The sequence below is a fragment of the Granulicella sibirica genome (genome assembly GCF_004115155.1).
Taxonomy (GTDB): Bacteria; Acidobacteriota; Terriglobia; order Terriglobales; family Acidobacteriaceae; genus Edaphobacter; species Edaphobacter sibiricus.
Genome location: NZ_RDSM01000002.1, coordinates 1166161 through 1186244, shown reverse-complemented (window position 1 = coordinate 1186244; position 20084 = coordinate 1166161). Strand labels below are relative to the sequence as shown.

Sequence of the window (20084 nt, the reverse complement as noted above, 5' to 3'; positions counted from 1 at the left end):
CGCTTACCTCGTGTCTCGGCGCGGCTCTAGGACCAGTATCGCTTGACGTAGGCGATTTGGGTTTTGATGAAGGGGACTTCTTCGTTGGGTGTGCCACGGGCTACCTGGAGGGTTAGGCCGCCCTGGTAGTCGATGGCGCGGATGGATTGGAAGACGTCGTCGAAGTCGGCGGAGCCGGTGCCGAGGGGGCGGGTTTCGATGCCGCCTTCGGGCTTGCGGTAGCGGTCCTTGATGTGGATGGAGCCGATGCGGGGGCCGTAGGCGGCGAACTCTTCGTGGGCTATGTAGCCGAGGCCGCTGGAGTTGCCGGAGTCCCAGTTGATGCGGAGCATGGGGTGTTCGATGTGGGACAGGAAGGCGGCGAAGTCCTGTGAGTTTAGGTCGGTTTCGAGGTGGAGTTCTACGTTGGCTTGCTCGGCTTGGGGGAGGGCTCGGCGGAGGACTTCCAGGATGGTTTGTTTGTCGGCTTCGGACTGCATTCTTGAGTTGTCTACGATGGGGATGACCATGCGGTTGGCTCCGATGGCGGCGGCGAGGGGGAGGAGGGCGTGGAGGTGCTGCTCGCGGTGTTCGCGCTCTTCGGGGGTGCAGCGGAGGAATGGGTTGTCCATGAACCAGTCGCCGCAGAGGGCTGGGGTGGCTATGTTGTTCTTGGCTTTCAGTGCGGCTAGTTCGGCTCTTCCTTCGGAGGTGAAGATGGGGTTGGCGGATTCGCCGTAGGCGTCGTGGATCCACTCGATGTAGTCGAGGCCGGCTTCGCGGGCGCGGGGGATCTCTTCGCGCCAACTGTTGCGGGGGAAGGATTGGAAGCGGTTGTCTTCCGGGGGAGCGAGGCGGCCCTGCATGATGCCGTAGGTCTTGGGCATGGGCTTATTCGGGAAGGGGTTTGATGATCATGTTGGCGAGGAACTCTTCGCGGGGGAGGAAGGGGAAGAGGTCTTCGAGGGGCTTGGAGATGAAGGAGCCGTCCTCTTTTTGATAGGACTGGAGGCGGGGGGCGCGGACTTCGTCGGGGAGGACGTTGACGTCGCAGAGGACGGGGCCGGGCATGTCGAGGACCTTGCGGACTTCGGCGCTGAGGTTGGTCTGGTCGTGGATGATGTGGGTTCCCAGGCCGTAAGAGGCTCCGACCTTGGAGAGGTTGGGGATGGTGAGGCCGGTGTTGCGGTCGGCTCCGATCGTGGCGTCGCCGAAGTAGGCTTTCTGGCTGGCGCGGATGGAGGAGTAGCCGTCGTTGTTGAGGACGAAGAACTTGATGGGAAGCTGGAGGCGGTGGATGGTTTCGAGTTCCTGGATGTTGAACTGGAAGCCGCCGTCTCCGTCGACGGCGATGACCTCGCGACCGGGGTTGGCGATGGCGACGGCTATGGCCATGGGGATGGCGTAGCCCATGGAGCCGAGGCCGGCGGTGTGGTAGAGGCGCTGCGAGTGGAGGGTGGGGCAGGCGAGGAGGTAGATCTCGATTCCGGAGCCGGAGTTGCCGACGACGAGGCGGTCGTTGGGGCTGACCTCGTTGCCGAGGACTTCGGCGAGATTGAAGATCGAAACGAGGCCCTCGGGCTTGCGGTGCTCGTCGGTGACGACGGGGTAGCGGGTCTTCCAGTCGGCGCAGCGTTCGAGCCAGGGGGTGTGGTCCTTGGGCTTGAGGAGGTGTTTTTGCTTGAGGATTTCGGCGAGGAAGACTTTGGCGTCGGATTGGATCGGCTGCTGGAGGTAGGGGTGGAGCTTGGCTAATTCGGCGGCATCGATGTCTACGGCGGCTTTGTGGGCTTCGCGGGCCAGGTTGTGGGGGGCGTAGCCGGTGATGGCGAAGTCGAGACGGACGCCGATGGCGAGGAGAAGGTCGGAGTTCTGGAGAGCGAAGTTTGCGCCTCGGGCGGCGACGGAGCCGGGGCGTCCGACGTAGGTTTCGTCTTCGGACGGGACGAGGTCGGCGGCGCACCAGGTGGCTACGGTTGGGACGCTTAGAAGCTGGCGGAGCTCTTCGAACTCTTTTTCGGCGCGGGCGAGGCGAATGCCGTTACCGGCGAAGAGGAGGGGGCGCTCGGAGGCGTTGAACTTTTCGATGAAGTTCGCTACTTCGGCGGGGACGTCGGAGCCCTTGGCCCTGTGGGCCTGCTCGGCGGGGCTTTCGGGGTCGAAGCTGCGGAGGCTGTCGGTGTTGGTGAGAGGGGTGGCCTGGACGTCAAGGGGGATGTCGATCCAGACGGGGCCGGGACGGCCATTGAGGGCGAGCCAGACGGCTTTTTCCATGTGGTAGCGGATGTCGAGCGGTTCGAGGATGGTTACGGCGTACTTGGTGATGGGTTTGACGATGGAGGTAATGTCGACCTCCTGAACGCCAAGCTGACGCATGCCAAGGGGAGAGCCGTCGGGGGCGAACATGCGGTCGGGACGCTTGACCTGGCCGGAGATAAAGAGAACCGGGGTGGAGTCGCACCAGGCTCCCGCGACGCCGGTGACGGCGTTGGTGCCTCCGGGGCCGGTGGTGACCATGCAGACGCCGAGGCCGTTCGAGGCCTTGGCGTAGCCCTCGGCGCAGATGGCGGAAGCCTGCTCGTGCGAGTTGCAGATGGCGTGGATGCGTTTTTCGGCGCCGAGAGACTGGTTGAGGTGCATGGCACCGCCGCCGGTGACGAGGAAGACGTTGGTAATGCCGAGGTCTGCAACAAACTTAACGACGTAATCGGAGAGCTTCATCAGGTCCTATGGTAGCGGATGGTGGGGAGCGGTCGTTGCTACTCGGGCGGCTTGCGGTGGAAGACTTCCAGGCCGTCAAGATCGCGCTCTTTGAGGATGAGATCGACGAGATCGCGCACGGCGCCGCTGCCTCCAGGGCGTCCGGCGACGAAGCCGCGCTTCTGAACGTAGGCGATGACGTCAGAGGCAGCGTTCGAGGGGCAGCAGGGCAGGCCGGCGATCTGCATGGCAGGGAGGTCGTTGAGATCGTCGCCGAAGAAGGCGATGTTGTGGAAGGGGATTTTAAATTGCGCGGCGAAGTCGCCCAGGGCGGTGGCCTTGTCGCGGGTGCCCTTGACGACGAAGGGAATATGGAGCTTTTTGGCGTAGCGATCGACAAGGGGAGAGTTCTCGCCGGAGATAAGGGCCATGGTGAGGCCGAGACGGCGGGCGAGGGAGAGGCCCATGATGTCAGTGAAGGAAAACGTCTTCGACTCTTCGCCAGACTGGGACCAGGTGAGGGTCCCGTCCGTGAGAACGCCGTCAACATCGAGGGCGATGGCCTGGATGGTCTGGAGGATTTTCAGGTCGAAATGCATGGGGTTGCTTGAGGGGCAGAGACAGGTGGAACGAGCGGATACGCTTCGGTTGGAAAGACGGGTAAGAACGGGAAATGGCAAATACAACGGCAACGGCAAACGCAGATTCCCTTCGGGAATGACAACCAGAGGAGCAAATGCAACGGCAACGGCAGGTCCCTGAACTCCTCTGCGCTCCGCTCAGGATGATCAGTGAGAGGAGCGCACGAAGAGGGGCGTTAGACGGCTGCGCCTACGCGGCGGAGCTTCTTCATGACTGGGACTTCCTCGTCGTAGACGCGCTTGATGCCGTCTCCCATGGACTGCTCGCAGAGGCGGATGTCGCGGACGAGGCGGCTGATGCCGTTGGGCTCGAGGGATGCGGACTGGTCCGAGCCCCACATGGCGCGGTCCATGGTGATGTGGCGCTCGACGCAGCAGGCTCCGAGGACGGAGGCCGCGACGGAGGTAGGGATGCCGGTTTCGTGTCCGGAGTAGCCGACGGGGACGCCGTAGCGGTCGGCCATGGTGGGGATGGCACGGAGATTAAGCTGCTCGTACTTGGCCGGGTAGGTGCTCGTGGTGTGCATGAGGATGAGGTCTTCCTTGCCGAGGACACCGACGGCGTGGTCGATCTCCTCGTAGGTGCTCATGCCGGTAGAGGCGATGATGGGCTTGCCGGTCTTGCGGAGATGACGGAGGAGATTGTCGTCGGTAAGGGAGGCGGACGCGATCTTGTAGACGGGGGTGTCGAACCGCTCCATGAAGTCGACGGCACCTTCATCCCAGGGGGAGACGAACCAGGGAATCTTGACGGACTTGCAGAAGGCTGCGATCTCTTCGTAATCCTCGGCTTCGAATTCGAGACCGTATTTCAGGTCGCCGTTCGTGGTGCCGAACGGGTTCTCACGGGGCGTCGCGAGCTCCTTTGCGGTGTAGACGACATCAACGGTGCGCTTCTGGAACTTGACGGCATCGCACCCGGCGGCGACGGCCACGCTGATGAGGCGCTTGGCGAGATCGACGTCACCGTTGTGGTTGATACCGATCTCCGCGATGATGTAGCAGGGATGGCCGGGACCTACCGATTTGTTGCCAATCTTCACAGTGCTCATGGTGACTCCGAGGGATCGTTAGTTGGGGATGACGCGGACCCTGGGGTCCGGAACGAACAGGTGGATTGTTTCAGAATCTTCCAAGCCCGTCCATCTTACTTGAGAAGGCTTAATATGTTGCGGACGGGAATTTGCATGGTCCTGGAGGCTCGATGAAGTTCTGGTTGGGGATGGTTCTTGGTTTGACCGCGGGGTTGCCGGCGGTAAGTGTTCCGGGGCAGACTCCGGCTGCGCCGTACGTGGTGGACGTGCTGACGGGTGGGAAGAAGATGCTGCTGTGGCCGGATAAGCCGCGCGGCGGGAACGGGGCTCCGGGCGCGGTTGGCAATGAGGCGATCGATCGGCCGCTGCTGTATGTGTATCTGCCGAAGGGGGAGAACGCGACGAAGACCGGGGTGATCGTTGCGCCGGGCGGCGGGTATCAGCACCTCTCGATGAAGAAGGAAGGGGAGGACGTCGCGCTGTGGTTGAATGCGCGTGGGGTGGCGGCGTTTGTGCTGGTGTACCGGCTGGGGCCGACTTACCACCATCCGATCGAGATTGGGGACGCGCAGAGGGCGATCCGGACCGTGAGAGCGCGAGCTTCGGAGTACGGAATTAGCTCGGATCATCTTGGGATGTGGGGATTCTCGGCGGGTGGGCATTTGGCGGCTACCGCTGGTACGAAGTTTGACGCGGGGAAGGCGGGAGATCCGGATCCGATTGAACGGCAGAGTAGCCGGCCCGACTTCCTGGTATTGAGTTATCCGGTGATTACGTTTGAAGATCCCTACGGGCACACGGGATCGAGGAAGTATCTATTGGGGGAGCATCCAGATCCGGCGCTGGTGGCGGAGCTTTCGGCCGATCAACAGGTGACGAGGGATACGCCGCCCTCGTTTCTTTATTCGACGACGGATGACAAGACGGTGCCGGTTCTGAACAGCGTGATGTTTTACACCGCGCTGGTGAAGGCGGGGGTTCCGGCGGAGATGCATATCTTTCAGAACGGTCCGCACGGGACGGGGCTGGCTCAGGGGTATCCGGATTTGAAGGTCTGGCCGGATTTGCTGGCGACGTGGATGAGGGCGCGTGGGTATATGGGTAAGGGCAGTGAGTAGGGATTGGGGAATAGGGAGTAGAGGGCTATGACGATTGAGGAGTTTCAGGAGGCGGGGCCGGATGGGTTGAGCGGGCTGCTGCTTGCGCTTTGGTGGGATGGGAAGGGTGATTGGGAGAAGGCGCATATGATCGCGCAGGATGTGGATGGGCCGGATGGGGCTTGGGTGCATGCTTACCTGCATCGACGGGAAGGCGATATCGGGAATGCGGGGTATTGGTATCGGCAGGCGAGACGGCCGACGGCGACGGGTGGGTTGCGGGAGGAGTGGGAAGGGATCGTGGGGGAGTTGCTGGGGCGGTGATAACTTGTTCCGCTGGGCATAACGAGCGACGGAAACGGCAGACGCAGATTCCCTTCGGGAATGACAACCAGAAAAGCAACGGCAAGGACGACCGACAGACGGACATCAGACAACCGCTGCGACTACGGGATGAGTGACGTAGATTGGCGGCAATGTTGAGCGGGGCGTGAGGCGACTGTGAATTTCCCGCTTTGTGTGGGGGGCGGCGCTTGTGTAGAGTAAGCGCATCGAGACTGAATTTTGAGCCGGGCCAGCCGCTGCCCGGAGTCGCTGGTCGAAGCCGCAACCGCTCCATGCACGGGTGGGAATAACCGTATCGTTTGCAGAACGTTGCCGAAAATTGAGGGTGATTGCGCTATGCGTTTTTCAGCTGTTCGAGTAGTCCTGCTTCTTTTCGTTTCCATGTTTGGTGTTCCGGGTGGGAGGCAGGCGCTTGCGCAGACAGCCCCTGTGACGGCTCCGGCGAGCGCGGGGTCGCAGGCGGACCGCATTGCTGCGCTTGAGAAGCAGAACGCGGATAATGTTGCCGCGATTGCTGCCGCGCAGACCGCGGGCGACAATGGCTGGATGCTCGTTTCGGCGGCGCTTGTGTTGATGATGAGCGGGCCGGGTCTGGCGCTGTTCTACGGCGGTCTGGTGCGGAAGAAGAACATCCTCGGGACGATGATGCAGACGTTCGCGATGATGGCGGTGATCACGGTGCTTTGGGCGCTAGTGAGCTACTCGCTTGCGTTCGGCGAGGGGAATGCGTTTATCGGTGGGCTGCATAACGTGTTTCTGCGTGGGGTTGGGCTGGCTCCGGATATCAAGTATGCGGCGACGATTCCGCTGCAGACGTTCATGGTGTATCAACTGATGTTTGCGATCATTACTCCGGCGCTGATTACGGGCGCGTTTGCGGAGAGGATGAAGTTTTCGGCGATGCTCATCTTCATGGTGCTGTGGGCGCTGTTTGTGTATAGCCCGATGGCGCACATGGTTTGGGGTAAGGGTGGACTGTTGAACGCTTCGCTGGGTGGACGGTTCCCGTGCCTTGATTTTGCGGGTGGGACGGTGGTGCATGTGACTTCGGGAGTTTCGGCGCTGGTGACGGCGCTCTACCTGGGCAAGCGGCTTGGGTATCCGAAGGTTCCGATGCCTCCGCACTCGGTGGTGTTGAGCTTTATCGGGGCTTGCCTGCTCTGGGTAGGCTGGTTTGGATTCAATGCTGGCAGTGCGCTGGCGGCCGGTACGCTGGCTACTTCGGCATTCGTGGCGACGCATTTTGGCGCGGCGGCGGCGGCGATTGGCTGGAGCGCGGCGGAGTGGCTGCGGCAGGGTAAGGTGTCGGCGCTGGGTGCTATTTCGGGAGCGGTGGCTGGGCTGGTGGGAATTACGCCGGCGGCTGGGTTCGTGTCGCCGATGAGCGCGCTCTGGCTTGGACTGATCGTGGGGGTGTTCTGCTACTTCATGGTCGTGAAGGTGAAGGCTACGTTCGGGTATGATGACTCGCTCGACGCGTTCGGTGTGCATGGCGCGGGCGGGACGCTTGGGGCGATTCTTACGGGTGTGTTTGCGAACAGTGCGATCAACCCGATCTTTGGAGCGGGCAACGCGACCGGGCTGCTCGAAGGGAATGCGCACCAGTTGCTGAACCAGCTTACGGGCGTTGCGATTGCGTGGACGATCTCGATTATCGGGACGTTGATCATTCTCTTCCTGGTCGATAAGACGATTGGGCTGCGTGTAGATGAAGAATCCGAGCGGATCGGACTTGACTTGTCTCAGCATGGAGAAGAGGGTTACGACTGGGCTCACTAGAGACACTGGGCTCACTAGAGACAGGGAGCAGGGAATAGGGTGTAGGGAGTAGATGGCGAAAGGTTGGCGGGATGCAGAAGATTGAAGCGATTATTCAGCCCTCGAAGCTGGATGCGGTGAAGGATGCGCTGGTCGAGATCGGGATCGAAGGGATCACGATCCTCGAGGCGCGAGGGCATGGACGGCAGAAGGGACATACAGAGTTCTACCGGGGCCGGGAGTATTCGGTCGACCTTCTGCCGAAGGTGAAGATCGAGATTGTGACGCGGGATGAGATGGTCGAGAAGACGATCCAGGCGATCATGACGGCGGCGCGTACGGGGACGATTGGAGATGGCAAGATCTTCGTGTCGAAGATCGATGAAGCGATCCGGATTCGTAACGACGAGCGTGGGGAGATTGCGCTATAGGATCGCTTTGGGCGTCCCTTAGAGGGAGCGATCAGGTGGGTAAAGAGCTGACGAAAGCACCGGCGGAAGGCGAAGGCAGCGGGGATCGGGGAGATTCTGCGCGCGGCGAGTATCAGCGCGGACTGCTTAGGATTCGTGGGGGCTTCGAGGCTTCGGCGGGAACGCTCGGCGCGGGCGCGGCTGCGATTGCGGCTCGCTCGGACGCAATGGATGCGCTGATTGCCAGTTTCTGGGAGATCGAAACGGCGTTGGATGCCCGACTGGCGAAACAGGTTTCGGTGGTTGCCGTGGGTGGGTATGGGCGGCGGGAGTTGTTTCCGTCTTCCGATGTAGACCTGCTGTTTCTTCTGGATGGGAAGCTGGCGGAGCGGGATGCGAAGGATGCGATCCGGCGGGTGAGCCAGAGGCTTTGGGATACGGGAGCGCGGGCGGCTCCGGTGACGCGTGGGCTGGCGGAGTGCGAGCGGCTGGATCCGGAGAACGTGGAGTCGGCGCTGGCGCTGATGGACGCGCGGATTATTTGCGGGGATGCGGGGCTGTTTGGGAGGCTGAAGACGGCGCTCGCGGCGAAGCATGCTTCGAAAGACGGCCGGGTCATGATGGCGAAGGTGGCGGAGCTGGTGCGGGCTCGCTATGCGAAGTATGGCGGGACGCTGTTTCACCTGGAGCCAAATATCAAGGACTGTCCCGGTGGGCTGCGGGATGTGCACGTGTGCGGGTGGATGGCGCGGCTGCAGGCGGCGGTTGGGAAGACGCAGGTTGCGGAGGCGGATGAGGAGTTTCAGGAGGCATTTGCATTCCTGGCGACGGTGCGTTGCTTTCTGCACTACCGACGGGAGCGGGATGACAATACGCTCGACTGGCAGGCGCAGGATGAGGCGGCGGGGCGTGGGGTTGGAATTGGAGTGGGGAGTGGGTGGCGCCCGGCGGTGACGGGAGATGCTTCGTACTGGATGCGGATCTACTTTCGGCATGCGCGGATTGTGAACCGGCGGGCTCTGCAGGCGTTGAGCGAGGTGCCGGCGCCGAAGGGGCTTCGTCTGCCTCGGCTGCGTAAGGCGGTTGAGCCGGAGGTTGAGGGGTTCCAGGTTGAGAACGGGCGGGCGATCCTGGATGATCCGATGGGGCCGAACGGGGACCCGGCTGGGGAACCGCACGTGGTGCTTCGGCTGTTTGCCGAGATGGCGCGGTTCGGGTTTGTGCTGACGCGGGAGACGGAGGACCGGCTTTCAAATGCGCTTCCGGCGATGTCGTCGCAACTTGAAGAGGGGCCAGCGCTCTGGCATTTGTTGCGGGAGGTTCTGACGGGTGCGTTCGCCGGGGATGCGCTCAGGGCGATGCATGCGCTGGGTTTGCTGGAACTGCTGATTCCGGAGTTCCATGGGATCGATGCGCTGGTGGTGCGGGATGCGTATCACCGGTATACGGTCGATGAGCATACGTTCGTGGTGATCGATACGCTGCATAACCTGGGCAAGCAGACGGGGGAGTGGGCGGCGAAGTTCGCGCAGATCCTAAAGGATTTGCCACATCCGGAGTTGCTTTATCTTGCGGCGCTGATGCACGACACGGGCAAGGGCCGGAGCGCGGAGGTGCATGCAGTGGAGAGCGAGCGCATGGCAAGGAGCGTGCTTGCGCGGCTGGAGGTCGATGTTCATGAGACGGAGCTGGTGGCTGGGCTGATCCGGCATCACCTGGAGATGTCGGCTGCGCTGAGGCGGGATATCTTCGATGCGGAGACGGTAAGGGCATTTGCGGCGAAGGTGGGGACGCCGGAGGCTTTGCGTATGTTGACGCTGTTTACGTATGCGGACATCAACGCGGTGCATCCGGATGCATTGACTCCGTGGAAGGCGGAGAACCTCTGGCGCTTGTACATTGCCACGGCCAACTACCTTGACCGCAGTGTGGATGAGGACAGGGTAAGTACCGGCGGAGGAAACGAGCTTGTTCATCGCGTGGTGGCGTTTGCGCCTGGGCGGCGCGGTGAGGTCGAGGCTTACCTTGAGGGGTTCCCGGAGCGATATCTGAGGACGAGGACGCCGGAACAGATTCGGACGCAGTTCGAGATGTCGACGCGGTTCGGGTTGGATCCGGTGCAGTTGGACTTCCGGTATGCGGCTGAGGCCAGCGAGATTACGCTAGTGACGCGGGACCGGGAGTTGCTGTTCGCGACCATGGCGGGGGTGCTGGCGGCCTGGGGGATGAACATCGTGACGGCGGATGCGTTCTCGAACAAGCAGGGTGTGGTGGTCGACAGCTTTCGCTTTACGGATGGGTTCAAGACGCTCGAGATGAATGAGTCAGAGCGGGGAACGTTTGTGGCAAGCGTGCATGCGGTGCTGACGGGAGAGCAGTCGGTGGAGAAGCTGCTGGCGGCGAGGCGCAGGGGACGGCGCAAGGCTCCTAAGGTGGTAGTGAGTGCGCGGGTTGATTTCGATGCGAATGCGTCATCGCAGAGCACGCTGCTGCAGGTCGTCGCACAGGATACGCCGGGGTTGTTGCGGGCGTTGAGTCTCACCCTGGCTGGCCATGGATGCAATGTCGAGGTTGCGCTGGTGGATACCGAAGGAGAGATGGCAATTGACGTTTTCTACCTGACGAAGGATGGCGCGAAGCTCGATCGGGCGGAGCAGAAGAAGCTTGGGACGGACCTGCTGGCGGCGATGGAGGAGAATGCGCGCTAGGTAGGGCTTGCCTGCCGCACACGATCCGGCGGCAGGGGAGTCTTATGCTTGATACGAACTGGAGACTGCATGGCAGCCTATGAGAACGACCTGTCGGAGCTGGTCTATGAGCTGAACTCGTCAACCGCGGTTGCGAAGAGGGAACGGAGCTCCTCACTTGATGCGCTTCTGGCTGCCGCGGTGGAGCAACGAGCGACGGATATCATCCTGATCGCCGGGTCAGCGGTTACGTTTCGGATCAACGGATCGCTCACGGCTGGGATTGGAAGGCCGATGTCTTCGGACGATCTGCGCAAGGCGCTTCAGCCGCTGCTGACGAGCGATCAGTCGAAGGAGTTGGAGAGCAACCGATCGTTGGACTTCTGCTTCGCGCATGGATCGATCGGGAGGTTCCGCGCCAACCTTCACTATCAGCGGGGGACGCTTGCGGCGAGCATACGGTTGCTGCCCTCGCAGGTGCCTACGATTGAGTCGCTGCATCTGCCCCCGGTTCTGGCGCGGCTGATGGAGAGGCGGCAGGGGCTTGTGTTGCTGACCGGGCCGACGGGATCCGGGAAGACGTCGACGATGGCGGCGTTCGTCGACCTGATCAACTCGAAGCGGCGGGATCACATCATCACGATTGAAGATCCTGTCGAGTACCAGCATCCGAATCGGTACTCGATTGTGGAACAGATCGAGGTGGGCCATGATACGCCGAGCTTTGCCCATGCGGTGCGGGCTGTGCTGCGACAGAACCCGGATGTGATCCTGGTTGGAGAGATGCGCGACCAGGAGACCATGGCGGCTGCGCTGACGGCTGCCGAGACGGGGCACCTGGTGCTCTCGTCGCTGCATACGAACGATGCGGCGCAGACGATGTCCCGGCTGGTAGACAGCTTTCCTTCGAATCGGCAATCGCAGATCCGGCAGCAGCTTTCGCTGGCGCTGCTTGCGGTGGTGGCGCAGCAGCTTGTTTCGGCGATGGATCACGCGGGGGTGTATCCGGCGGTGGAGGTGATGGTCGCGACAATGGCGGTGAGGAACCTGATCCGGACCGGGCAGGACCACCTGTTGCGTTCGGAGATCTCGACGGGTAAACGGGAGGGCATGATGACGATGGATCAGTCGCTTGCCGATCTTGTACATGCCCGTAGAATCTCGAGGGATACGGCGATGGCGCATAGCTATCACGCCGAGGAACTGCGGTCCTACCTGGCCCGTGCGTAGGGCTTGGGGAAGGCGATGTCGACTCGCGATTGAGGCAAAGCCTGCCTGTGCGTCCATGCCAAGGTAATGACTTCGACGACAACAACGCACCCAGTGGAGCAAGTGGACGACCGGTGGAGCGTACGCGAGGGGAATGCGCCTCCGGTTCGTGCTGGATTGCCACTGCGTTTGTTCCTGGCTGGCGTTTCGACCGTTGATTCTGTCGCGTGCCAGACACGATAGCCAACTCCTTGAACTAACGGTGCATCCATCGCAATATCCGGCGTCTTTACAAAATGTGTTTCCGGTGCGACCGTATACTGACTTTATGAGCTCCGACCCAAACCAGACGACAAGCAATGGGCGCCCGACCGCGACGCCCCAGAGAGACGACCGTTATTTTTTCGGATCGCTCGACAGCTCCGGCAAGAACAATGAGAAGCTGCGCGAGGTGAGTTGGGGGTATGAGCAGCCGGAGGGGATCGTACTGGCGTCGATGGATGCGGCGATCAACTGGGTACGCAAGAACTCGATCTGGCCGATGACCTTTGGCCTGGCCTGCTGCGCCATCGAGATGATGTCCATGGGCGGATCGCGGTACGACATTGCCCGTTTTGGCGCCGAGGTGTTTCGACCCTCTCCACGGCAGAGTGACCTGATGATTATCGCCGGGCGGGTGTCGCAGAAGATGGCGCCGGTGATTCGCAGGCTTTATGAGCAGATGCCAGAGCCCAAGTGGGTGATCTCAATGGGTGCTTGCGCTACATCGGGCGGCGTCTTCAATAACTATGCGTTGCTGCAGGGTGTCAACCAAATCATTCCGGTGGACATCTATGTTCCGGGATGCCCTCCACGGCCAGAGCAGCTTTTATACGCGATTACTCTTTTGCAGGAGAAGATTCAGCAGGAGCGCGGAACGATGCGTAAGACGTTGAACCTGTCTTAGGGCAGACAGGGTTTGGTTACTTCACAGGTTCGGCGGCGATTCTCTCAGAGATTGTTCAGGATTGCTGTTAGATTTCTCTCAAATCGGCACCGCAGTGATTTTGTTCTCGACACGTTCGGCAACTGCGGTAAACTTCGTTAGTCCAGATAAAAGTAACCCGGATTCACCTATATCCGAAGTTTCACCAAGCTTGAATTTTCCGCGGAGGAAGTCGAATGGTTTATCGCCCGTTTCGCAGTCTTGGCCGGTTCGCACTGGCTGCATGTGCAGTCAGTCTTGGGGTCGCAAGCCTGGGTGCACAGACTGCACCCAGCACCACAGCCCCCCTTGGGCCCAACCCGTCGCGCATTGACGTTTTCACGGGCTATTCCTATTTTGGCGCCCACGGGCAGGATAAGCCTGTCGGCATCCAGTACTCGTCGATCGACGAGGGAGCCATTGGGAGCGGCGCGTACTACTTCAGCAAGTACGTCGGCGGCGAGATCAATTTTGTGGCACACCCGGACGGTAACAACGATGGCCTGTACTCCGCTTCGGCCGGTCCGATCTTCCGCGCTCCGATGCAGAACTTCACGCTCTTCGCTCACGGCCTGGCCGGCGGTGCGAAGCTGGTTGGTCCGAACAGCAGCACCGCGACTCCGAATTATCACAACCCCTACACCTGGGGCCCGACCCTCACGGTCGGTGGTGGCATGGACTACGATCTTCCGTTCTTCAACAACCGCTTCTCGCTTCGCTTGTTCGAGGCTGACTACCGCTATGTTCACGTCGACTTCGGTCCCGCGAGCTTCGGCGTCACCGGCGGTCGCGCGAACCTGAGCGGTGTGGATCTCAGCACGGGTATCGTGACGCACTTCGGCCACATCATTCCTCCTCCTCCTGTTACCTACGCCTGCGTCGTTGCTCCGACGACGATCTTCCCGGGTGACCCTGTCACGGCGACTGGAACAGCGTCGAACCTGGATCCGAAGAAGACCGCAACCTACACCTGGACTTCAGATGGCGGCACGATCACCGGCACTTCGAACGTTGCCAATATCGACACCAAGACTCTCTCTGCTGGAACGTTCACTGTGAAGGGTCATGTCACGGAAGGCAACAAGCCTGGCCAGATGGCAGACTGCTCTGCGCAGTTCACGGTCAAGGCCTTCGAGCCGCCGACCATCGGCTGCTCGGCTAACCCGTCCACGGTGAACCCGGGCGATTCGTCCACGATCACCGCAAGCGGCGTCAGCCCGCAGAACCGTCCTCTGACCTACAGCTACAGCTCGACGGCTGGTTCGGTAAGTGGAAGCACCTCGACGGCGACCCTGTCGACGACCGGTGTGGCTCCTGGCACGATCACTGTAACCTGCAACGTTGTTGACGATAAGGGCCAGACTGCCTCGCAGATGACCACCGTCACCGTCGCTGCTCCTCCTGCGCCTCCGGCTCCGAAGACGACCAGCCTCTGCTCGGTCAGCTTCGATCGCGATGCAAAGCGTCCTACCCGCGTCGACAACGAAGCGAAGGCCTGCCTCGATGACGTCGCACTCAACCTGCAGCGCACGCCGGATGCGAAGCTCGCTCTCGTGGGCAACGCAGCCAGCACCGAGAAGATGGCTCCGAAGAAGGCTGCTGAGCGCGCTGTCAACACGAAGGCTTACCTGGTGAAGGAGAAGGGCGTCGATGGAAGCCGCATCTCGGTCTACACCGGAACGCAGGATGCCAAGTCGGTTGCCACCACGTTGATCCCGACGGGCGCCACGATGGATTCGACCGGAACCACCGCGGTTGACGAGTCGGCGGTAACCGCACCGGAACCAAAGAAGAAGAAGCACCACAAGAAGTAGTACGCACCCTGTAACGGTACAGAGGCTGACTGGGATGTTTCCAGTCAGCCTTTGTGCTGACTGCCACACGCAATACGAAACGGCTTCATCGCCAAGCCAGTGAAACCCTGAACACTCTGCGTTACCAAGTAGTGACGTGTGAGTAACGATGATGAGTCCTGGTGTCAGACTGGAAACAATGTCAACTTTTTCTCTGCGTCGCTCCGTTAGCCTTTCCTGCCTTCTTTCTCTCCTTTTCACGATTCCGGCGATGGCTGTGAATTGGCTTCCTTATGGTCCGGATGGAGGCGATGCGCGTGCATTTGCGATGGATCCGAGCAACCATGCTCATCTCTATCTCGGTGCAGTGAATGGCTGGGTGTATGAGTCGTTCGACTCGGGTAAGAGATGGAGGCGGCTGGCTCGGGTAGGGATGCGTGATGATCTCGTTCTCGACAACATCGTTGTGGATGCCTCGAATCCGAAGCATGTGATGGTGGGCGCGTGGGTGCTTGGACAGGATGGCGGGGGACTGTTTCAGAGCCAGGATGGTGGAGCTCATTGGGCCGAGCAGGAGCAGATGAAAGGGCAGTCGATTCGTTCGCTGACAGCTGCGCCTTCGAACCCGAAGCTGGTGATCGCTGGGACGTTGAAAGGCGTTTTTCGGACGAAGGATTCCGGGCAGCACTGGGACCTGATCAGCCCTCCGGAGAACAGGGAGATCCACGAGGTGGAGTCGGTCGCGATCGATCCGGTGAACCCGGACGTGATCTATATCGGGACGTGGCATCTGCCCTGGAGGTCACTCGACGGTGGGGCGAATTGGACGAACATGAAGCAGGGGATTATCGAGGACTCGGATGTATTCTCGATCATCGTCGATCCAAAGACGCCGAAGACGATGTTTGCCAGCGCTTGCTCGGGAATCTACAAGAGCGATAACGGTGGAGAGATGTTCCACAAGGTTCAGGGAATTCCTTCGACGGCGCGGAGGACGCGTGTGTTGATGCAGGACCCGGGGCATCTTGACACGGTGTTCGCTGGGACGACGGAGGGGTTGTTTCGGACGATGGATTCGGGCAAGACATGGATCCGGACAACCGGGCCTGAGGTCATCATCAATGATGTGTTCGTTGATCCGACGGACACGAAGCACGTGATGCTTGCGACGGACCGGGGCGGGGTTCTGATCAGCGAGGATGGCGGGAACAGCTTTGCGGCATCGAATACCGGCTTCTCCGCCCGGCAGATTACTGCATTCCAGGAAGATGGGCAAAAGTCCGGGGTTCTCTACGCGGGCGTCGTGAACGACAAGGAGTGGGGTGGGGTTTTCATGAGCCAGGATGGCGGGCTTTCCTGGGCGCAGCGGAGCGATGGGCTGGGTGGACGAGATGTGTTCGGCCTTGGGCAGGCGGCAGATGGCACGATCGTCGCGGGCACGGGGCATGGGCTGTTCTACCAGGCTGGAGCCTGGACGAAGGCTTCGGTGAAGGAGACGCCGATTGAAGTGGAAGTTCCGGTGAAGGTGGTTGCGAAGAAGGGTGTGCGCAAGGGTGCTACTCCCGCGAAGCCTACTGTTCGGAAAGTTATCGCGAAGCCGACATACTCTCCGGATGAGCTGGATGGGCGTGTCTACGGCATTGCAACGGTTGGGGACAAGATGTTTGCCGGGACATCCTCGGGAATGCTCCTGAGCGTGGACTCGGGGCGGACATGGATGACGGTTCCGGCGCTGGGTAAGGATGAGTTGCGGTTCGTTGCGGCGGAGAAGCAGACAATCGTGGCTGCAGGGCTCGCGCGGATCATGTTGTCGACTGATGGCGGGGAGACATGGACGCAGGTGACAACTCCGTCGGCCGTCACGCAGGTGAGTGCGCTTGCGGTCGATGGGCGGGGTGAGATCTGGGTTGGCGGCCGAGAGGGAGTTTATCTCTCGAGCGACAAGGGATCGAGCTGGCAGACGCTGAGGAACCTTTACGTCCGCGACGTTGATAGCCTGTACTACGACAGGCAGGCGGATCAGGTGCTGGTGACAGCTAATGGCGAGGCGACGATTGCGTTCGCCGTCAAGGTGTCTGACCGGAAGGTGAGCTTCTGGGATACGGGATGGACGCTGCGGTTCGTGCGCCCCGTCGGGGATCATCTGCTAGGAGCTACGCTTTATGACGGGGTGGTGATTCAGCCACGGATGGTTGAGTCAGCGGCGCGTTGATGTTGGCTGGGGTGAGGAAGAGGACTAGAATTTAGGGTATATGAGCTATACGTCCGCTTCCTCGCGCCCCCGGCATTCTTTCCAGACTGATGACAGTGCACTCCTTCCGATTGCTGAGAAGGTGCAGGCGGGCGAGCGGCTGAGCTTCGATGATGGGGTGGCGCTGTACCGGAGCGGAGACATTCTGGCGGTCGGCTGGCTGGCGAACCTTGTCCGGGAACGGCTGCATGGGGATCTGGCGTACTTCAACGTCAATCGGCATATCAATCCGACGAATGTGTGTGTGGCTTCGTGCCGGTTGTGTGCGTTCGGGCGAAAGAAGGGTGAGGCCGGGACGTATACGATGGCGCTCGAAGAGGCCTACGAGACCGCAGCTTCGGGGTACTCGGAGGCTGTGACCGAATTCCATATCGTGGGCGGACTTCATCCGGATCTACCGTTCGAATACTTCATGGATCTCGTGAGCGGGCTGAAGGAGCGGTTTCCCAAGGTTCACATCAAGGCGTTCACGATGGTCGAGGTCGCGTTCCTTGCGAAGCGGGGAAAGATGACGATTCCCGAAGCGCTGGAGCGGATGAAGGTTGCCGGGGTGGACTCGATGCCGGGTGGCGGAGCGGAGATCTTCGCGGATCGCGTTCGGCACATCATCTGCGACCACAAGATTGACGGAAGCGAGTGGCTCGAGACGGCTCGGCTGGCGCACAAGATGGGTTTTCGTTCGAATGCGACGATGCTTTACGGGCACGTCGAGAACGATGAGGATCGCGTTGACCACCTGGTGAAGCTGCGCGAGGTTCAGGATGAGACGGGCGGGTTTCAGACGTTCATCCCGCTGTCGTTTCATCCGGATCATACGGCGCTTGCGCATATTCCGAAGTCGACGGGCATGCTGGATATGCGACAGATTGCGGTTGGCCGGCTGATGCTGGATAACTTCAGCCACATCAAGAGCTACTGGCAGATGGTGACGCCGAAGATGGCGCAGATCTCGCTCCGCTTCGGTGCCGACGATATCGACGGCACTGTCGTTGAAGAGAAGATCTACCACGATGCGGGTGCCACGACTCCGCAGGGGATGAGGCGGGCGGACCTGGTCCGGCTGATTACCGAGGCGGGGCGCGTTCCGGTGGAGCGGGACACGATGTATCGGGCGGTAACGCGGAGCGAGGACTCGTTCACGGTTGCGGTCTGATGGGGTGACGCTTCGGGCGTATCAGGAGGGAGATGAGCTCCCGATGTTCCTGATGGACCAGAGGTGCTTCGACCGGCGGTTCCGCTTCAGTCTGCATTCGATGCGGGACTTTGCCGAGGGTGACTTTTCGGTTTCGGTGGTCGCCGAGATAGACGGGGCGATGGTGGGATTTGCCATTGCCGAGGTCGAAGGCGGGACGGCTTACCTCATTACTCTCGATGTGGATCCGGATCGGCGGCGGCTGGGGATCGCGCGGCGAATGCTGCGGTGGCTCGAAGAGCAAGGCGGGGCGGAGATCTGGGAACTCCATGTGTTCGCGGAGAATCTTGAGGCTGTTCGGTTCTATGAGAGTTGCGGGTTCGAGCTGGTGGGGCTGGTTCCTGGGTTTTATGGGGCGGGAATGGATGGGCTGGCTTACCGGAGAGTGGTTGTGGGTTAGTCCGTGGGGTTCGGTGGGAACTTCTGGTAGGTGAGGCGGACGCCCTGGTCGAAGTAGTTGTCGGCGCGGATGGCGGTGGGAGCTTCGAAGCCGACGGCTCCGCCTGCCGTGGCGTAGTCGTCCTGATCGACGCCGTCTCCGGAGACACCCAGACCGCCGACGAGTTTGCCGTTGAGGTAGAGGGGTACGCTTCCGGGGAAGAAGACGATGCCGTTCTGGTTCGCGTTTTTCGGCTGAGAGCCCTGGGTGCAGGGATTGTGGAGGTCCTTGAGAAAGAGCGGGGTGAAGAAGGGGCCGGGGCTGGTGAAGTCGATGCCCTCGGGGTAGAGGGGTTGGGAGGCGAAGTCGAGGGTGCGATTGGTGACGGCGGTTCCGGTGGGGACGCCGGGAAGGTCGGCGGGGTTGGGGGTCCCGCTGAAGTAGATGACGTTGCGGGATTTGGCGACGGCGACGTCGACGGAAAAGATGGTGGCGTCGGGCATGCGGTAGAGGGCTAGGAGGCTGCCGTCGAGGTCGGCGACGGCGATGACGAAGCGGGCGCGGGCTCCGACGGGGAGACGGATGGCGGCGCGGGTGGTGTTGCCGGTGGCGACGGCGTTCTGGACGATCTGGTTGACCTGGGCGAGGGTGAGTCCGCCGAGGGAGCTGGCGTGTTCCTGAATGAGGTCGCCCTCGGGTGCGGCGCCAGAGCCGGCGAAGGGTCCGAGGGTGTAGCTGCCGTCGGAGATACCGAGTGAGTAGCCGGTGGGTATCGTGGTCTGATTGACGAAGGGCAGGGTGATGCCGTTGACGACGACGGCCCCGGGATAGGGCACGACGGGGGCGAAGCCGTTGAGGACGGTGCCGGCGACGGCGGCGTACTCGACAACGCCGTTGTAATTGGGGATGCTGGGGTCGGCGACGACGCCGATCGCTCCGGCTACCCGGTTGTTCTTAAAGATGGGGACACCGCCGGGGTTCACTGCGTTTGGATCGGAATCGTAGATGTCGCCTTTGCCGGTGATGATGCCGAGGCCGGGGGCAGTGCTGTGCAGGAGCGTGGTGGAGGCGAAGCTCTGGCCGGGAAGGTAGTTGGTGTTGAATCCGCAGCCTCGGTTGGTGTTTTCGATGCCGTAGAGGGGGGCGGACTCGGTGTTGATGACGCCGGGGGGGAAGTGGATGCCGGAGATGAAGCGGACGGTGCGGCTCCCGATGGGAGCCTGATCGTTGGAGAAGAAGGCGGCGGTGCGGGCGAGGGCTGCGGCGACCTCGTCGGATGGGGCGACGAGCTTGAAGTTGGCGAGCGTGGTGACTGGTGCGCTGGCCTTCTTATAGACAGCGAGGATGACGCCCCGGCGATCGCTGACGGCGATAACCATGGGAGTGTTTACTGACGCCGCGGCGACGCTCACGATGTTGATGACGTCGGACTGGGTGAGGATGTTGCTGTCGTCGTTTGGCGTAGTGACAGGAACTGCTGCGGTGTTCACGCTGCTGCCACAGGAGGCGAGAGTGAGGAGGAGGATGGTGCCGCACAGAAGCCGGGCGGAGGCTCTGGTGATGGTGCTCGCAGGGCTGTTCGGCGTGCGTGCAGTACGGGGTAAGAGCCACCTCAACATCGACACTCCTCGATCTTTCAGAGTCC

The 20084-nt window shown here is 61.3% G+C and carries 16 protein-coding genes; 11 read left to right on the top strand and 5 right to left on the bottom strand.

The features are described 5' to 3' along the window. Positions 1-26 precede the first annotated feature (26 nt). The 4 genes from GRAN_RS15815 to GRAN_RS15800 all read right to left on the bottom strand — a co-directional run bounded on the left by GRAN_RS15815 (position 27) and on the right by GRAN_RS15800 (position 4372). Positions 27-866, bottom strand: coding sequence for a sugar phosphate isomerase/epimerase family protein (locus GRAN_RS15815; RefSeq protein ID WP_128913942.1), 840 nt, complete (start codon positions 864-866; stop codon positions 27-29). 4 nt (positions 867-870) lie between these two features. After that, positions 871-2700, bottom strand: coding sequence for a thiamine pyrophosphate-binding protein (locus GRAN_RS15810; RefSeq protein WP_128913941.1), 1830 nt, complete (start codon positions 2698-2700; stop codon positions 871-873). A 38-nt stretch (positions 2701-2738) separates the two neighbouring features. Beyond that, complete coding sequence (locus GRAN_RS15805) at positions 2739-3278, bottom strand: KdsC family phosphatase (protein WP_128913940.1); 540 nt, start codon at positions 3276-3278, stop codon at positions 2739-2741. A 218-nt stretch (positions 3279-3496) separates the two neighbouring features. Then, on the bottom strand, positions 3497-4372 hold the full coding sequence (locus GRAN_RS15800) for an N-acetylneuraminate synthase family protein (protein ID WP_128913939.1): 876 nt from the start codon (positions 4370-4372) through the stop codon (positions 3497-3499). Positions 4373-4524: 152 nt separating this feature from the next. On the opposite strand from GRAN_RS15800, the gene GRAN_RS15795 reads away from it, so the two are divergent. The 11 genes from GRAN_RS15795 to GRAN_RS15745 all read left to right on the top strand — a co-directional run bounded on the left by GRAN_RS15795 (position 4525) and on the right by GRAN_RS15745 (position 18460). Then, positions 4525-5472 carry an alpha/beta hydrolase gene (locus GRAN_RS15795; RefSeq protein WP_241654687.1) on the top strand — a complete coding sequence of 316 codons (948 nt, stop codon included), beginning with the start codon at positions 4525-4527 and terminating at the stop codon, positions 5470-5472. 27 nt (positions 5473-5499) lie between these two features. Further along, positions 5500-5775 (top strand): hypothetical protein, encoded by a 276-nt coding sequence (locus GRAN_RS15790; RefSeq protein ID WP_128913938.1) that lies wholly within the window; start codon positions 5500-5502, stop codon positions 5773-5775. Positions 5776-6132: 357 nt separating this feature from the next. Then, a complete protein-coding gene (locus GRAN_RS15785; RefSeq protein ID WP_128913937.1) occupies positions 6133-7575 on the top strand; it encodes an ammonium transporter in 1443 nt (480 codons plus the stop codon). A gap of 71 nt (positions 7576-7646) precedes the next feature. Then, on the top strand, positions 7647-7985 hold the full coding sequence (locus GRAN_RS15780; protein WP_128913936.1) for a P-II family nitrogen regulator: 339 nt from the start codon (positions 7647-7649) through the stop codon (positions 7983-7985). A gap of 35 nt (positions 7986-8020) precedes the next feature. Next, a complete protein-coding gene (gene glnD, locus GRAN_RS15775) occupies positions 8021-10672 on the top strand; it encodes a [protein-PII] uridylyltransferase (protein WP_241654684.1) in 2652 nt (883 codons plus the stop codon). A 69-nt stretch (positions 10673-10741) separates the two neighbouring features. Further along, a complete protein-coding gene (locus GRAN_RS15770; RefSeq protein ID WP_128913934.1) occupies positions 10742-11881 on the top strand; it encodes a type IV pilus twitching motility protein PilT in 1140 nt (379 codons plus the stop codon). A gap of 307 nt (positions 11882-12188) precedes the next feature. Further along, positions 12189-12806, top strand: coding sequence for an NADH-quinone oxidoreductase subunit B (locus GRAN_RS15765; protein ID WP_128913933.1), 618 nt, complete (start codon positions 12189-12191; stop codon positions 12804-12806). Between the two features lie 215 nt (positions 12807-13021). Further along, positions 13022-14638, top strand: coding sequence for an OmpA family protein (locus tag GRAN_RS15760; protein WP_128913932.1), 1617 nt, complete (start codon positions 13022-13024; stop codon positions 14636-14638). Positions 14639-14888: 250 nt separating this feature from the next. After that, positions 14889-16829, top strand: a complete 1941-nt coding sequence (locus GRAN_RS15755; protein ID WP_241654683.1) for a WD40/YVTN/BNR-like repeat-containing protein — start codon at positions 14889-14891, stop codon at positions 16827-16829. Positions 16830-16869: 40 nt separating this feature from the next. After that, positions 16870-18021 (top strand): aminofutalosine synthase MqnE, encoded by a 1152-nt coding sequence (gene mqnE, locus GRAN_RS15750; protein ID WP_128913930.1) that lies wholly within the window; start codon positions 16870-16872, stop codon positions 18019-18021. Positions 18022-18064: 43 nt separating this feature from the next. Further along, a complete protein-coding gene (locus GRAN_RS15745; protein WP_128913929.1) occupies positions 18065-18460 on the top strand; it encodes a GNAT family N-acetyltransferase in 396 nt (131 codons plus the stop codon). Here GRAN_RS15745 and GRAN_RS15740 read toward each other — a convergent pair. After that, positions 18457-20058, bottom strand: coding sequence for a GlcG/HbpS family heme-binding protein (locus tag GRAN_RS15740; protein ID WP_128913928.1), 1602 nt, complete (start codon positions 20056-20058; stop codon positions 18457-18459). The genes GRAN_RS15745 and GRAN_RS15740 overlap by 4 nt on opposite strands. Positions 20059-20084: the final 26 nt, after the last annotated feature.

Coding starts and splice junctions, on each gene's coding strand:
- GRAN_RS15815 (WP_128913942.1), bottom strand. CDS start 866: ATGCCCAAGACCTACGGCATCATGCAGGGCCGCCTCGCTCCCCCGGAA.
- GRAN_RS15810 (WP_128913941.1), bottom strand. CDS start 2,700: ATGAAGCTCTCCGATTACGTCGTTAAGTTTGTTGCAGACCTCGGCATT.
- GRAN_RS15805 (WP_128913940.1), bottom strand. CDS start 3,278: ATGCATTTCGACCTGAAAATCCTCCAGACCATCCAGGCCATCGCCCTC.
- GRAN_RS15800 (WP_128913939.1), bottom strand. CDS start 4,372: ATGAGCACTGTGAAGATTGGCAACAAATCGGTAGGTCCCGGCCATCCC.
- GRAN_RS15795 (WP_241654687.1), top strand. CDS start 4,525: ATGAAGTTCTGGTTGGGGATGGTTCTTGGTTTGACCGCGGGGTTGCCG.
- GRAN_RS15790 (WP_128913938.1), top strand. CDS start 5,500: ATGACGATTGAGGAGTTTCAGGAGGCGGGGCCGGATGGGTTGAGCGGG.
- GRAN_RS15785 (WP_128913937.1), top strand. CDS start 6,133: ATGCGTTTTTCAGCTGTTCGAGTAGTCCTGCTTCTTTTCGTTTCCATG.
- GRAN_RS15780 (WP_128913936.1), top strand. CDS start 7,647: ATGCAGAAGATTGAAGCGATTATTCAGCCCTCGAAGCTGGATGCGGTG.
- GRAN_RS15770 (WP_128913934.1), top strand. CDS start 10,742: ATGGCAGCCTATGAGAACGACCTGTCGGAGCTGGTCTATGAGCTGAAC.
- GRAN_RS15765 (WP_128913933.1), top strand. CDS start 12,189: ATGAGCTCCGACCCAAACCAGACGACAAGCAATGGGCGCCCGACCGCG.
- GRAN_RS15760 (WP_128913932.1), top strand. CDS start 13,022: ATGGTTTATCGCCCGTTTCGCAGTCTTGGCCGGTTCGCACTGGCTGCA.
- GRAN_RS15755 (WP_241654683.1), top strand. CDS start 14,889: ATGGCTGTGAATTGGCTTCCTTATGGTCCGGATGGAGGCGATGCGCGT.
- mqnE (WP_128913930.1), top strand. CDS start 16,870: ATGAGCTATACGTCCGCTTCCTCGCGCCCCCGGCATTCTTTCCAGACT.
- GRAN_RS15745 (WP_128913929.1), top strand. CDS start 18,065: ATGTTCCTGATGGACCAGAGGTGCTTCGACCGGCGGTTCCGCTTCAGT.
- GRAN_RS15740 (WP_128913928.1), bottom strand. CDS start 20,058: ATGTTGAGGTGGCTCTTACCCCGTACTGCACGCACGCCGAACAGCCCT.